The 13,882-nt window shown below is 50.1% G+C and carries 12 protein-coding genes; 8 read left to right on the forward strand and 4 right to left on the reverse strand.

The features are described 5' to 3' along the window. Nucleotides 1–25: 25 nt before the first annotated feature. Nucleotides 26–1,018 carry a FecR family protein gene (locus D4L85_RS32965; RefSeq protein ID WP_119758353.1) on the reverse strand — a complete coding sequence of 331 codons (993 nt, stop codon included), beginning with the start codon at nucleotides 1,016–1,018 and terminating at the stop codon, nucleotides 26–28. 214 nt (nucleotides 1,019–1,232) lie between these two features. Between D4L85_RS32965 and D4L85_RS32970 the strand changes: the two genes are divergently transcribed. From D4L85_RS32970 to D4L85_RS32980, 3 genes are all read left to right on the forward strand, one after another. Continuing rightward, complete coding sequence (locus D4L85_RS32970; RefSeq protein WP_160144159.1) at nucleotides 1,233–1,778, forward strand: cupin domain-containing protein; 546 nt, start codon at nucleotides 1,233–1,235, stop codon at nucleotides 1,776–1,778. A gap of 99 nt (nucleotides 1,779–1,877) precedes the next feature. Then, entirely contained in the window at nucleotides 1,878–2,141 is a 264-nt protein-coding gene (locus D4L85_RS32975; RefSeq protein ID WP_119758355.1) for a hypothetical protein, read from the forward strand. Further along, the gene (locus D4L85_RS32980; RefSeq protein WP_160144160.1) at nucleotides 2,096–2,476 is read left to right on the forward strand and encodes a hypothetical protein; all 381 of its coding nucleotides are present in this window, start codon (nucleotides 2,096–2,098) and stop codon (nucleotides 2,474–2,476) included. The genes D4L85_RS32975 and D4L85_RS32980 overlap by 46 nt, the downstream gene beginning before the upstream one ends. Before the next feature lie 49 nt (nucleotides 2,477–2,525). Here D4L85_RS32980 and D4L85_RS32985 read toward each other — a convergent pair whose 3' ends face one another. Then, the gene (locus tag D4L85_RS32985; RefSeq protein ID WP_160144161.1) at nucleotides 2,526–5,087 is read right to left on the reverse strand and encodes an ABC transporter permease; all 2,562 of its coding nucleotides are present in this window, start codon (nucleotides 5,085–5,087) and stop codon (nucleotides 2,526–2,528) included. A 369-nt stretch (nucleotides 5,088–5,456) separates the two neighbouring features. Here D4L85_RS32985 and mnmH point away from each other — a divergent pair, with 369 nt between their 5' ends. The 5 genes from mnmH (at nucleotide 5,457) to D4L85_RS33005 (ending at nucleotide 9,674) form a co-directional block, all read left to right on the forward strand. Next, nucleotides 5,457–6,347: a tRNA 2-selenouridine(34) synthase MnmH gene (gene mnmH / locus D4L85_RS32990; RefSeq protein WP_228450708.1), complete on the forward strand. Its 891-nt coding sequence runs from the start codon at nucleotides 5,457–5,459 to the stop codon at nucleotides 6,345–6,347. Continuing rightward, a complete protein-coding gene (locus D4L85_RS34900; RefSeq protein WP_228450709.1) occupies nucleotides 6,344–6,490 on the forward strand; it encodes a hypothetical protein in 147 nt (48 codons plus the stop codon). Before mnmH ends, D4L85_RS34900 begins: the two co-directional genes overlap by 4 nt. Nucleotides 6,491–6,505: 15 nt before the next feature. Then, a complete protein-coding gene (selD, locus tag D4L85_RS32995; RefSeq protein WP_119759042.1) occupies nucleotides 6,506–7,561 on the forward strand; it encodes a selenide, water dikinase SelD in 1,056 nt (351 codons plus the stop codon). 138 nt (nucleotides 7,562–7,699) lie between these two features. Further along, nucleotides 7,700–8,683 (forward strand): MBL fold metallo-hydrolase, encoded by a 984-nt coding sequence (locus tag D4L85_RS33000; protein WP_119758358.1) that lies wholly within the window; start codon nucleotides 7,700–7,702, stop codon nucleotides 8,681–8,683. A gap of 76 nt (nucleotides 8,684–8,759) precedes the next feature. Beyond that, nucleotides 8,760–9,674, forward strand: coding sequence for a PhzF family isomerase (locus D4L85_RS33005; protein WP_119758359.1), 915 nt, complete (start codon nucleotides 8,760–8,762; stop codon nucleotides 9,672–9,674). A gap of 96 nt (nucleotides 9,675–9,770) precedes the next feature. On the opposite strand, the gene D4L85_RS33010 is transcribed toward D4L85_RS33005, so the two are convergent. Next, a complete protein-coding gene (locus D4L85_RS33010) occupies nucleotides 9,771–10,520 on the reverse strand; it encodes a LytR/AlgR family response regulator transcription factor (protein ID WP_160144162.1) in 750 nt (249 codons plus the stop codon). A 1-nt stretch (nucleotide 10,521) separates the two neighbouring features. Further along, on the reverse strand, nucleotides 10,522–13,665 hold the full coding sequence (locus D4L85_RS33015) for a ligand-binding sensor domain-containing protein (protein ID WP_160144163.1): 3,144 nt from the start codon (nucleotides 13,663–13,665) through the stop codon (nucleotides 10,522–10,524). Between the last annotated feature and the right edge of the window lie 217 nt (nucleotides 13,666–13,882).

Below are 13,882 nucleotides of genomic sequence, written 5' to 3' on the forward strand. Positions count from 1 at the left end.
ATGGTGGTTGGTTTACGGGGTTTGCTCAGGGATTGCCCTGGATGACCACCAGTGAATCTTTGCTTTCGATTTTTACAGGATAGGCCGCCGCCAGCACATCCAGCACTTCCTGGAGGCTGTTGTTCTTGAAGGTGGCATTGAACTTTTTGAATTTGGTGATGGAGTCCACCACGACGAAGCGGACGCGGTAGTACTCTTCGAGTGCGCTGAGTACGTCGCGCAGCGGGGCGTCGGTGAACACGAGTTCATGGGTGAGCCACGCATCGCTGTTCCGGTTGGTGACGTCCACCGCGGTGAGCGTGCGGGCCAGCGTATTGAACACGATGCCGTCGCCGGCGCGCAATACGGGATTTTCTTTTGTACCTCCCGGCTCGAACATGACCGTGCCGGTTTTCACACTGACCGCAATCTCATTTTGACGCAGCCGGATGTTGAATGTCGTGCCCAACACCGTCACTGTCGACTGTTGCATCTGCACCACAAAAGGGTGCTCCTTATCGTGCGACACGGAGAAAAATGCGTTGCCCGCTTCCAGGTACACCCGGCGTTGTGCGCCCGACCATTGCGACGGGTAGCGCACCGTGGTGTTTTCGTCCATGAAGATTTGCGAATGATCGGCCAGCACCAGCGTGTCGCGCACGTTGGGCCCGGTGGATTTGGTGATGAACTCCACCTGGCGCGACACATAGATCCAATAGCCCACGGCACCGGTCACCAACACGGCGGCCGCGCGCGTAAACCATTTCAACGCCACGCCAACACCGCTCGGTTGCGAGGCGACATAGCGCGGGCTTTGTTTCAATTTTAGGGAAAGTCTTTCGGTGGCTTCTGCCACATTGATGTGCTGCAGATCCTTCACGTCCGCGGATGCGGCCCAGAGATTGACTACTTCTTTGTAAAAGGTATCGTGATCGGGCGAAAGCATTCGCAACGCTTCCACTTCGTGTAACAATTCAACGTTGTCGGGCTCATTGAGGAGCAAAACAATCTTGCGCAGGTAATCCTCGTCTGGTTTCAAAGGTTTAACGGTTAATTGCCCATAAGACAAATAACCCTACCCTACCCCACTAAAAGATTTTTCGATTTTTTTTCGCCGAGGGTCAAATCCGCCCCACGCAAACGAAGCCATCGGGTCTTTTCCCATGATTTGGGTTGGAAATTAGCGTTCCGGACCAGGCGCCACCCAGATCGATCATCGACTTTCTTTCCGTGGACTACCCGGGTAATGCGCTGTGGACTACCCGCAAAATTCTATCTTTCTCCATATTAGCATCGCTTTTCAAATGCACGGCATCCGGAAAGCCATTCACCAAACCTCGATCACCATGCCCCCCAATAAACTCCTTCTCACTGCCCTGCTTGTCTGCGTACTCACGACGGCTTACTCCCAACATCATCAGACAGAAAAAAATACAGTCGCATCGCCGATAACCTTCGACCTTGTGCTACGCCAGGCGTTATCCGACCCGGAGCTCACGGACTATAAAATGGAATCCCTTGTTATGACCCTCGCTCCCGGGGCTGCCGACACGGTTTCTCATCGCCACGACTGTGAATTGTTCGGCTATGTGATGGAAGGCGAGATTCAGATTGCCCTCGTCACCAAGGAGCCGAATACCTTTTCGACCGGTCAGATGTTTTACGAAAAAAGAAATATCCTCCATACCCTGGCCAGAAATCCAAGCCAAGAGAAGACAACCCGGGTCCTATTGATCTTTATTATCAAAAATGGGAGAACCGGCTATACGGCAGAGTATGCCGGAAAGAAAACTCACTAAATACATCAACAAAGTAAACGTGCACACCCGGTAGGTACCTGTGCATTCCGTGCGCTGCGTGGAGTGCACCATATACCACGCGAATTACCCCCTTACGTCATGAACACCGAACGCTTAAAGAAACTACACCGGGCTTCAGGCCTGGTGCTGGCAACCTTTTTCTTTTTCCACGTCATCAACCACCTGTGTGCGTGGTGGGGTGCCGATGCGCACATCCGTGTGATGAAGCTGTTCCGCACGGTGTACCGGTTTCCACCGGTGGAATTTCTTTTACTCTCGAGCGCGCTCGTGCAGGTGATTAGCGGGCCGATATTGGTATGGAAAAAGGGATTTCAAAAAACGTATACGATATCCTGCAAGTGATCAGCGGCCTGTATCTTTCATTTTTTCTGTTCTATCACATCCGCGCTGTGATGCTGGGACGTTTCGTGTGGAATACCGAGACGGATTTTCACTTCGCCGCCTGGGGCGTGAAGAACTCACCGGCAGACCGTTTCTTTATTCCGTACTACTCCCTGTCGGTGCTTTGTGTTTTTATTCACGTAGCCTGTGTGCACCGGCAAAAAGTTCTGGCGCTCCGTCAATCAAAGTTCGGATTGGATTCGTCTTATCGCCTGGCTGGGCGCCATGCCGCGGTAATCATGATCACCGGTGTCGTGATCACCACGCTGATCATTACGAGCTTTATCCGGGCTTGACGGGAATCGATTTACGAGGCATTCAACCTCAGGTTGTGCTGATGGCACGTTATTCTGACCGCAGCGACTTCACAGGATTTGTCAGGGCCGTCTTAACGACCTGGTAACTCACGGTGAACAAAGCCACCAAGAGTGAACAACCGATTGCCCATACAAATGTCCAGGCGTTGATTTGGATCTTGAACTTGAAATCCTGCAGCCAGTGGTGCATCATCCACCAACCCACCGGGGCCGCCAGTAAAAAAGCGATCACGATCAGCCGCACAAATTCTTTTCCAAAGATCCAGGCAATGTGTGTCGCCGTGCCGCCCAAAACTTTCCGGATACCGATTTCCTTTATTTTTTGCGCCACCATAAACGACACCAGTCCATACAAACCCAGGCAACCGATGAAGATGGCGATGAAGGAGAAGATCTGTATCAGTTTGAGTGTGGTCTCTTCCGCTTCATAAAATCGGGCAATGCTGTCGTCGAGAAACTCATACTGAAACATTTGATCGGGATGCAGTTGCGACCAGCTTTTTTCGATGGACGTCAACACGGACTTGGCCTGCGCCAGGTTGAGCTTTACGGCATAATTCATATACTCATTCCGGTAGGTTGTAATTAATATGGGGCTGATCTCCTCATGAAACGATTTGTCATGAAAGTCTCTGACGACACCGACGATCGGCGCTCTCATCTCGCCCCCATTGGCACTGATCGTTTGCCCGATCGCCTCCTCGGGCGATGCGAGGTTTAGTTTGCGAACCATGGCTTCGTTCACGATCATCTCTCTCACGGTGTCGGATGGGAGCAGATTCCTTCCGGCAACCAAATCCAAATCAAAGGTGGACACGTAGTCGGCATCGGCCGACTTAATGCTTGTTCTGAAATTAACTTCTTCCGGACTGTTATTGAACCGGATCGAATTGCCCCAATCCTCGTTGGATGAGGGTGCGGCAAAGCAGAGCGAAACTTTTTCAACACCCGGCATCCTGGAGATCTCATTCTTTAATGCGTCCGCCAGGGTGCCGGTCGAATCGCTGCCCACCGGAACCATAACGATAGCCTCTTTATCAAAACCCAAATCGGCATGTCTGGCAAATCGAATTTGGTTCATGATCACGATCATACCGATGATCAATACCTGAGAGATCGCAAACTGTGTCACAATCAATGTGCGCCGCGTATTGAACCCGCCGACATTTTGTTGAGAAAGCCTTCCCTTCAATGCGGCCACAGGTTGAAATCCAGCCAACACCAACCCGGGATAATAACCCGCCAAAAAGGTGACGATAATGCCCAGCGCCAAAACGAACAGGAACAATGACCCATCAGAAAATAAGTCCATCGTCATTTGGGTTTTGAAAGAACCGTCTACATAAGGAAAGGTGATATAAGCCACCAAAGCGGCCACGCTCACGCCTGCAAACGTGATCATTCCCGTTTCGAAAATAAACTGCCAGAACAACTGCCGCTTCACGCCGCCGAGAACTTTTCTTACGCCGACTTCTTTCGATCGTTTTAAAGCTTGCGCGGTAGCCAGGTTTATAAAATTTACGCAAGCCGTGACGATCAAAAACAAACCGATCACGGACAGGATCCACAAATTGCGTTTTCCCATCGGCCCACCATACTGAGGATTGAAATGAACATCCGCCAAGGGCTGCAATTTATAATGATGAACATTTTTGCTGGTCGGGCGATAGATTTTCACATACGCCGACATGACCTCTTCCACCTTGGCGATCGATGCCTGAGGCTGAAGAAGGACATAACATTTCATTCCATCCCGGATCCCATTCCACCCCTCCTTATCGCTTGCCAGCCAGGGATCATAAGATTTCAGAGAAGGATAGGACACAAAGATCTCGGTTTTGAAATCGGTATTGGAAGGCAAGTTTTTGAGCACGCCCGTAACCGTGAACGGGAGTTTGTTATCCAACCAAAATGTTTCACCCATTGGATTTTCATTCCCAAAAAACTTTTGGGCCATTCTTTCGGTGAGGATCGCGGTATGGGGCGCCGTTAAGGCCGTTGCTTTGTTTCCTTGTAGTAAAGGGAAATTGAAAATATCAAAGAACGTTGCTTCGCTGAACGCGAGACCTTCCGGTTCATTAAATTTAACAAGCTCGTTCCCTTTCCGAAGCGTTATGAGCGCATCGCGTCCAGTAAAAACGCGTGCGATCTTTTCACCATAGGTATAATCGTTGCGAAAAAATTCTCCTAACGGCGAGGGAACACTGCTTCTGTAGGCGATAACATCCCGGTGAAGCTCCGTGACCACTCTATATATCCTGTCCGGATTCTGGTGAAAATTATCGAAACTCAAATTGTGTTTCACCAACAAAAAAATGAATATCCCGCACGCCATACTCAACGCCAGACCAGCCACGTTGATGAGAGAGTATGCTTTATTTTTTGCCAAATTTCTCCATCCGATTTTGAAGTAACTTTTATACATACCGTAGGGGTTTAAGTTCTGGTGTTTCTTTGGTGGCCTGATAATGCCCGGCCGGAACAGCAACAGCACATCGATGATAAATTTCAGATCCGCTTTGCGCTTGCCCAACGTCTTCCGTCGCAGCGCATAAACTTCCATCAGGTCACCTTCAATATAATCCTGCATCCTCGGGTGACAGTACCAGCGGAAAAACTTTAAAAAGAACCGGGGTGGATGTTCATTCCTCTTTTTCATGGGCATGCGCTGGCCACTTCTTCAACCTTACCCAACGCGTATTTTCTCATGGCAGCATATTATTATCTAAATGTAGGAATAATAATCATGCCAATGTAAAAATATCCTCATTCTGAAATCACCGGGGCATTCTAACCAACCTTGTGTTCATTTTCGTCCACGTTTTTTTCGCAAGCGATCACGTCACGCCCGGGCACGGTAGAACTGGGTTGCTCGAGACATGAACCTTTGTTTTCGGAAGAGCGGATGGTATGTCCTATATTTGTGGTTGGCCATTCACCTACACGGGAACACGGTAAGATGATTCATCCCATTACGATCAACGACCTTATGAGCCTGACGGAGCCCGTTCCGTTGGCCGATGTGCGTACGCCCGCAGAGTTCGAGCATGGCCATATTCCCGGGGCGTTCAATCTGCCTCTGTTCAGTAACGAGGAACGGGTTTTAGTGGGCACTACTTATAAGCAAGTCGGAAAAGACGCAGCGATACTATTGGGGTTTGATCTCACCGGTCCCAAGTGGTCCGGGTTTATCAAACAGGCGCTGGAAAGGGCGCCGGCGAAAAAGATCGCCCTGCACTGCTGGCGCGGCGGCATGCGAAGTGGTGCCATGGCGTGGGCACTGGATCTCTATGGGTTTGAAGTATACCTCGTAAAAGGTGGATACAAGCACTACAGACGATGGGCGCTCGATCAATTCGAAGCTGCCTACGAATTGTTCATCTTAGGGGGTATGACCGGGTCGGGCAAGACCAGGATCCTCCATGAGCTCCGTGCATTGGGCCAGCAGGTAATTGATTTGGAAGATCTTGCGCAACACCAGGGCTCTTCGTATGGCAGCATGAACAAATTCGTGCAGCCGACACAGGAACAATTTGAAAACCATCTCGCTTCCGCGTTAAACAAATGCGACAAGCAACGGAAAATATGGGTAGAGGATGAAAGTTCTACCATTGGCAGATGCATGGTCCCCAGGGCTTTCTGGAATCAGATGGCAGCCGCTTTTTTGATCGATATAAATGTTCCCGCGACGGAACGCATGGAAGCATTGGTGCAAGAGTATGGTTCGTTGGATAAAGATTTTCTGATCGCCTGTACGGAGCGCATCCGGAAACGCCTGGGACTGGACCGGGCCAAACTGGCCGTGCTCGCCATTAAAGAAGATCGCATGGCGGATTTCAAGTCGTCATGATCTATTACGATAAGGCCTATCGCTCGGGTTTGGCCCGTCGCGATGCCGGTCATGTCCTTCACGTGGACCTTGAAAATGCCAACCCCAACCAGAATGCCCGGAAAATTTTGGGCGCCGTCCAGGCCATACCTTTGGTAAGCTAATCAGATCATGAAATGATGGAGACGATGGAATTTAAACTCACCCAATATTCTCACGGCGCCGGCTGCGGTTGCAAGATCAGTCCGGCGATACTGGACAAAATACTGCATAGCAACATCGCCACACCGACCGACGCCCGCCTCCTGGTAGGGAACGATAAACGCGACGATGCCGCTGTTTTAGATTTGGGCAATGGCACCGCGCTGATCTCCACGACCGATTTTTTCATGCCCATCGTGGATGATCCGTATGATTTTGGCAGGATCGCTTCGGCGAACGCCATTAGCGACGTATACGCCATGGGTGGCAAACCTGTGCTGGCCATTGCCATTCTGGGCTGGCCGGTAGACAAACTGCCACCCGAGGTAGCGCAACGCGTGTTGGAAGGGGCAAGAGCCGTATGCGCAGAAGCAGGCATTGCCCTCGCCGGCGGCCACAGCATCGACTGTCCCGAGCCTGTGTTTGGTTTGGCCGTGAACGGGTTGGTGAACAGCTATCAGGTGAAACAAAATTCTACGGCAACGGCGGGATGCCGGTTGTATTTAACCAAGGCGCTAGGCGTAGGCATACTGTCGACGGCTCAAAAAAGAGGACTACTCCTCGCCGACGACGCCGCCATCGCCTTGCAAAGCATGACGACGCTGAATAAGCTCGGCGAACTATTCGGTAAGCTGGAGTATATAAAAGCGATGACCGACGTAACCGGCTTTGGTTTGCTGGGACATCTCACCGAAATGTGCGAAGGAAGCGGCTTGTCTGCCGTGATTGAATACAAGAAAGTGCCTGTCATTGCTTCCTTGCCACACTATCTCCAACAAAAATGTTTTCCGGGCGGCACGCAACGGAACTGGAACAGCTACGGTCACAAGATCGGCACACTTTCCGATGAGCAACGCTATATCCTGGCCGACCCACAGACCAGCGGTGGTTTACTCGTGGCCGTCGCCGAAGAAGGCATCGAAGATTTTGAAAGGCTTCTGCAGGAAAACAATCTGCCGGCGGGGCAGTGTAGCCCCTTTGGCGTTCTGAAAGCCCAGGATGGCGGTCCTTTAATTCGCGTGGACCCTTCTTAAATCTCTTCCTTTTTTTCGTCTCCGGCTATTTCTTTTCGCCTGACTATCACTATTAGTATCCTTTTGGTGCGTAGGTCACTATATAGTACCTACTTGATTTTTAGGATAGAAGGCCGGTATTTGACAACAAATACATGCATGATGAAAAGAAGAGCTCTTCTCAAACGCCTCGCATTGATGGGTGGCATAGCCGCTATTCCCTTCAAGATATTACGGGCTGAACCCGCTGTCATCAAAACCGTGAAACGACCCTTTCACCAGCTCAAGGTAGGAACATTGGACTTGACGGTGCTCACGGATGGTCATATCGCCTTAAGCCCCATACAACCGACGTTCCCCAATGGAAGCGAACAAGCCGAAAAAGAATTGCTGCAAAAACATTTTCGCTCCACCGAGGCGATAGACCTGAGCATGAACATCCTGGTCATCAAAAAAGAGAATGACGTGATCCTGGTCGATACCGGCACCGGCGGCAACTTCGGACCTGCCTCGGGGTGGATGCTGTCCTCCATGGCCGATGCCGGCATAACACCGGAAAGTATCACCCACGTTGTGATCTCACATGCCCATCCCGATCACGTGGGCGGATTGCTCACAAAAGAAGGGGCGCCTGTGTTTCCTCATGCGCAGGTGCATGTAGCCCGGCTGGAACATGAATTCTGGATGGCGCCTCAACAGGATTTTTCCAAATCGAAATTCCAGGACAAAAAATTGCTCGCCGCATTTACGGCGTCCACACAGACCATCTTCAAAACGCTGCAAGTGCAAGTTCGCTTGTTCGAACACGGCGTCGAGCTATTGGGTTGCCTGCGCATGGAACTGGCCCCGGGTCACACGCCGGGACATACACTGGTGCACGTCTATTCCGGTTCGGAAGAATTGGTCCACGTAGCCGATCTTCTCCATTCCGATGTGTTGTCGGTCCAACACCCCGAATGGGGATTCAATGGCGACACCAACCTCGAGCAGGCCATGGCTACACGCAAGAAAGTACTGGCCGACCTCAGCAAGGGAGGTAAGCGAACCTTCGGCTATCACCTCCCCTGGCCCGGCATCGGGCATGTGCGCAAGCAGGGCGAAGGCTATGAGTGGGTGGCCGAGGCATATGCTTTTCCGGAGTGATACAAAGGGACAACTCTCAAGCCGGGAACCTTTGAAAAGACCTGCGCGTATAGAGTATGTCCCGTAACTTTTAACTATGAGCCGAAAGTATACCGTCTATCAGATCAATTCGTTTACGACAACGAAGTTTACGGGTAACCCGGCTGGTGTCGTGGTCGATGCCCACGGGCTCTCCGATGCGGAAATGCTGCTCATCGCACGCGAACTAAAAAACTCCGAAACCGCTTTCTTGTTTTCACCTCACGAAAAGACGGACAACTACGATGTCGAAGTCCGATTCTTCACTCCGACCACCGAAGTCCCGATTTGTGGACACGCCACCATAGCAGCGCATTTTGTCAGGGTGTTGGAACAACAGGCGCAACCCGGTCAAACGCTTTTGCAAAAAACAAAAGCGGGCATTCTTCCCATCGAGATCATCGCATCCGGTGACGCGATCAAAATCAAAATGACGCAGGGGAAGATCAGCTTTGAGTCCATTGACCCCCGTCACCAATCCGAAATACTAAACGCATTGGGGATCAGCGAACGTGAGGTCAATAAAAATTGCCCGGTCGAGATCGCCTCAACGGGGCATTCCAAAGTCATGATCGGCATAAACTCGAGAGAAAAGTTAAATCGTTTAGCGCCGAACCTCACCGAACTCAAAAGGATCAGCAGTTTGATAAAGTGCAACGGTTATTTTGTCTTCACCTTTGATTCTGATGACGCTAACATCTTAACCCACGGAAGAATGTTCGCCCCCGCCATTGGTATCGATGAGGACCCGGTCACGGGAAATGCCAATGGCCCGCTGGGTGCTTATTTGGTTAAAAACAATCTTGCAAATTTCAATGGGAATCGGTTCTCCTTCACTGCCAAACAGGGCGAGGCCATCGGAAGACCCGGTACGATGGAAGTCTATGTGGATGTTCAAGAAAACATACCATTAAAAGTAGCGATACTGGGAGAAGCTATCCCGGTTTTTAAGACTACGATTGAACTGGAGTAAATACAAGGTTAGTGTTCCGCCTTTGTTGGTGTTCTTCACCAACAAATTCAGCAATCTGCCACCCTATGTTGGCGGCAAAAAACAATGCCCACCCCGTTATTTTTCCGACAACAATCTCAACACCTCCTCCTTCCTCCTCCTCGACACCGGAAGGCTCATACCATCTTTTATCCACAACATTCCTTCTTTATCCAGGTGTGCCACGTGCCGGATATTGACCAGGTGGGATTTGTGAATGCGGACGAATCCGTGCTCATTTAAGATCTCTTCGTATTCTTTTAGCGTCTTTGAAACAATGATGGGGTGCTTGTTCAAAAAGTAGAAGTGGGTGTAATTATTATCGCCTTCACAGCGGAGAATATCGGCGGGGTCAATAAAAAAAACACCTTCGGCAGTGCTCAGGGCGAGTTTGAAATGTGATTGATTTTTCTGGTTCAGGTTGTGAATAAGATTATTCACCAGATTTTCTTTTTTGAGGGGGTGACGCTCCTGCTTTATGATATGCCGGTTGATGGCATTTTGCAGTTCCGAAATATCGATGGGCTTTAGCAGGTAGTCCAGGGCGCTAAAGCGGATGGCTTTAATAGCGTATCGATCGTACGCGGTGGTAAATATCACATCGAAGTCGCCATTGCTCGCTTTGTTCAGTAAGTCGAACCCGTTCATGTTCGGCATTTCCACGTCGAGCATGATGAGCGTGGGCCGGAACAGGGGGATCGCATCGAGGGCTTCTTGCGCGGAGCGGCAAATTTTTATGGTTTTATTGCCGGCGATGTGTTTTTCAATCAACCGTTGCAGGATATTGCCTGCCGACAGCTCATCGTCTACGATCATTATTTTTATCATCTCAGCGGGTCTTAGCGTTGGTATACGAAATGTTGATCTCGACCTTTGTCCCCACGGCATTCCCTTCTTCATCCTTGCCGTCCGTTATTTTGATTTCCGCATGGTGGTTGCCACTGGCTTTCAATGCTTCCACCCTTTGCAGCGCCAGGGGAATCCCTTTGGAAGTGAAATGGGAGGAGCCAATTTTTCCCGCTTTTATTTCTGCCGCCCTTTTCATGCCGATGCCATTGTCTTTTATGGTACAGGAGATCGTATGGCCTTTCTCCTCAAACTTTACCGACAATATTTTATCCCCTTCTTTCTGCATCAACCCATGCCAAATAGCATTTTCCACAAAAGGTTGAACCAGCAGCGTGGGAAACAGGGTCACGTCCGCATCGGTTTGCCCGGCATCGATCGAATAATGAAAGGAATGCTGGAAACGCAACGACTCGAGTTCAACATACAACTGGCAAATCTCTATCTCGTTGCTGAGCGGGATGAAATTCTTTTCGGACGAATCCAGTACCATCCGCAACAAGCGGGAAAATTTCGACAGGTATTGATAGGCCGCGGTATAATTTTCACTCACGATCAATTCCTGTATGGCATTTAAACTATTGAAAATGAAATGCGGGTTCATTTGCGACCGCAGCGCCTGGCTTTTCAATTCAGCCATTTGCTGTTGCACCGCTGCTTTTTTTCGCACATTCGTGATCCGGACCCTGAATACAAAGACGATGGCAGACGCCAGGCAAATTCCGCAAAGAAGCCTGAACCACCCGGTGGCCCACCAGGGTGGGAGTATATCAAAAGACACCGATGCTTCATTGGATGAATACACGCCTGTAAAATCACGCGCTTTTACTTTGAACGTATAGTGCCCTGGTGGGAGGTTATTATATCGCACATGGTTCGTGTGGTCACCGGCAATCCAGTTTTTATGCATTCCGTCCAAAGCATATTCATACACCGTTCCGGAAGGGTTACCATACGCAAGCGCAGCAAAACGAAATTCGACGTCATTGCTCGTATGTGCCAGCTGCAACCCGCCGGTGGCAAAATTTCTTTTTACCGCCGTGTCGTTTATGCTGATCGAGGTGATCGCCACCGGGAAAGGCGGCGATTGGTAACGGACCCTATCGGGATGAAAGCGTATGAACCCGTTGCCCGCGCCCGTCAGGATCTCGCCATCGCTGGTCATGGTAAACGGGCTGTAAAAATTGATCAACCCCAATCCTTTTGAACGATCAAAATTTTCAATCGCTCCGTCCGGGCTTATTCTCGAAATCCCATGATAACTCGTGGTCCATATCGCGCCCGACCGATCTGCCAGCAATGAAAAGACATTGTTTTCCGGCAATCCTTCGCTAGCCGTAATTTGAGTGAATTTAGTTCGATCCGTATTGGTGGAAGCACAGCGGGCAATGCCTCCGGCATAGGTAGCAATCCAGATCGTGTTCGCTTTATCTTTTACAACATCCGTGATAAGTGCCGAAGGCATAAAGCCTTGAACTTTCTTTGAAACCGGGAAGCGGGTGAAACGCTCATCTTTCAGATCGCAAACGAAGAGACCATGGTCGAACGTACCGATCCAGAGCTTATTTAAATCCTTGTCGAAATAAAGACAGGTGGGAAGCGAAGAATTGAACTGGGCGTTGGCCAGCTTCTTTTGCGAGCGGTCGTGCTCATTGTATCGATACAGCCCATCGTTGAGACAGGCAAACCAGTAGTTGCCCTGTCCATCTTCCGCCATGTCGGTAAAGAGTATATTGCTGGATTGTGATTGAAATGAGGATAGGGCAAATTGTTGTGTGCGGCGATCAAGTATAAAAGCATGCGGCAGTGCCAAGATCCACAACCGGCCTTTGCTGTCTTCAAAAATGACGGAACATTTCTTCAACGGCTTGCCCAGGATCTCCGTGAGCACCTTCGACTTGCCGGTTGCCCGGTCTTTGATGATCAAACGGTTTGTCGCGGGGGAACTGATATAGTATTTGTCGTCTGTCTGGCTGTAAAAAACAGTATGCACCGGGTGATTCAGTCGGTACAGATCATTTTCAGTTACGTCGCCCGGTGGCGATGGAGAAATAACTTCGGTAAACAAGAAAGGCGTCCGGGCAGGATTGAACCGGCTCAGCCCTCCACTGGTGCCAACCCAAACCAGCCCCTCGTCGTCCTGGTACACGGTGCGGACGTTGCCGGGCAACAGCGAATACGGATTGTCCGTGATGTGCTGTATCCTGATCGCTTCCTGCGTGGTCGTATTAATTTCCAAAATATCATTTCCTGCCGGTAACCATTTCAGGTCTCCGACCTGGCGGGCATCGCCGGGCAAATACTTTGTGAGCGGAATCTCATCCCAGGCCAGATCCTTCCGGGCATTGTCGGCGACAGAAAGTATCTCCAGTTTGGGGTAAGGATTTTGGACAAAGTAAACCGTTTTCCCATCCGGTGATGATTCCAATTGGATAAAGTGATCCACATTTTTACTGCTGTAATACCGGAACGTTCCGGTGCTCATAGAAAAACTAAAGAGCCCGACGCTGGTGCCCAGCCACAATTCATCGTCCGATTTCTTATAGATCTTTCGTATGGTGAGGTAGGAATGTTGCAGTTGGGGAAATAACGCGACGGCAAACTGCTTCCATGGAAAATAGGTGAACTTCTTTGTCTGGACATCGTAATAACACAGATCCTTCACATCGGCCGCGAGCCAGACCTTGTTCGTTTTATCGATCCAGACATCCCAGATCAGATCGCTGGGCAACCTCTCTTCTTTCTTCGACGCATCGGCAGAAAAAATAAAGATACTGTCCGACACGGTGTTGATAACATTCAGGCCGCTTTGTGTGGCCACCCAAAGCGAACCGTCGGCATCCTGTTCAACGTCGTTGATATAGGGATTGGAAATATCTCTTTTGCCGATGCCGGTATTATACCAGAGGAACGAATGTCCATCGTAGCGGTTCAGCCCGTTTTCCGTACCCACCCACACGAACCCGGTCGCGTCCTTCGTGATGCAGGTAATACGATTATCCGACAAGCCATCGGCTGTGGTCAGGTTTTCAAACTGGTACCGCTGTTGCGCCTGCGCCACGAGCGGCACTCCCGTTCCCATGAGCACGATCAGAAAATACAGCAACGGGTATGACCGGGTATCCACACGTAAAAATTACAAACAAAAACAGAGGTAAAAAAAACCAGGCAAGCGTTTTACCGCTTTCTCAGGAAAAACCACCGTTCCCTCATTCGGGCGAAAGGATAACAACCATTGTATAATTCATGTCGACCACTCTCTTTTTTAAGAGTGACCGCTGTCGTTTTCTGCCGTAATTTTCATTCGCCATGCCTATCTATCCTGCTTACCGGGATGCATGCCG

The organism is Chryseolinea soli (assembly GCF_003589925.1).
GTDB lineage: Bacteria > Bacteroidota > Bacteroidia > Cytophagales > Cyclobacteriaceae > Chryseolinea > Chryseolinea soli.

Excerpts from the sequence above, each read along its gene's own strand:
- D4L85_RS32975 (WP_119758355.1), top strand. The coding sequence starts at position 1,878 with ATGAACACCGAACGCTTAAAGAAACTACACCGGGCTTCAGGCCTGGTG.
- D4L85_RS32980 (WP_160144160.1), top strand. The coding sequence starts at position 2,096 with ATGGAAAAAGGGATTTCAAAAAACGTATACGATATCCTGCAAGTGATC.
- D4L85_RS32985 (WP_160144161.1), bottom strand. The coding sequence starts at position 5,087 with ATGCAGGATTATATTGAAGGTGACCTGATGGAAGTTTATGCGCTGCGA.
- mnmH (WP_228450708.1), top strand. The coding sequence starts at position 5,457 with ATGATTCATCCCATTACGATCAACGACCTTATGAGCCTGACGGAGCCC.
- D4L85_RS34900 (WP_228450709.1), top strand. The coding sequence starts at position 6,344 with ATGATCTATTACGATAAGGCCTATCGCTCGGGTTTGGCCCGTCGCGAT.
- selD (WP_119759042.1), top strand. The coding sequence starts at position 6,506 with ATGGAGACGATGGAATTTAAACTCACCCAATATTCTCACGGCGCCGGC.
- D4L85_RS33000 (WP_119758358.1), top strand. The coding sequence starts at position 7,700 with ATGATGAAAAGAAGAGCTCTTCTCAAACGCCTCGCATTGATGGGTGGC.
- D4L85_RS33005 (WP_119758359.1), top strand. The coding sequence starts at position 8,760 with ATGAGCCGAAAGTATACCGTCTATCAGATCAATTCGTTTACGACAACG.
- D4L85_RS33010 (WP_160144162.1), bottom strand. The coding sequence starts at position 10,520 with ATGATAAAAATAATGATCGTAGACGATGAGCTGTCGGCAGGCAATATC.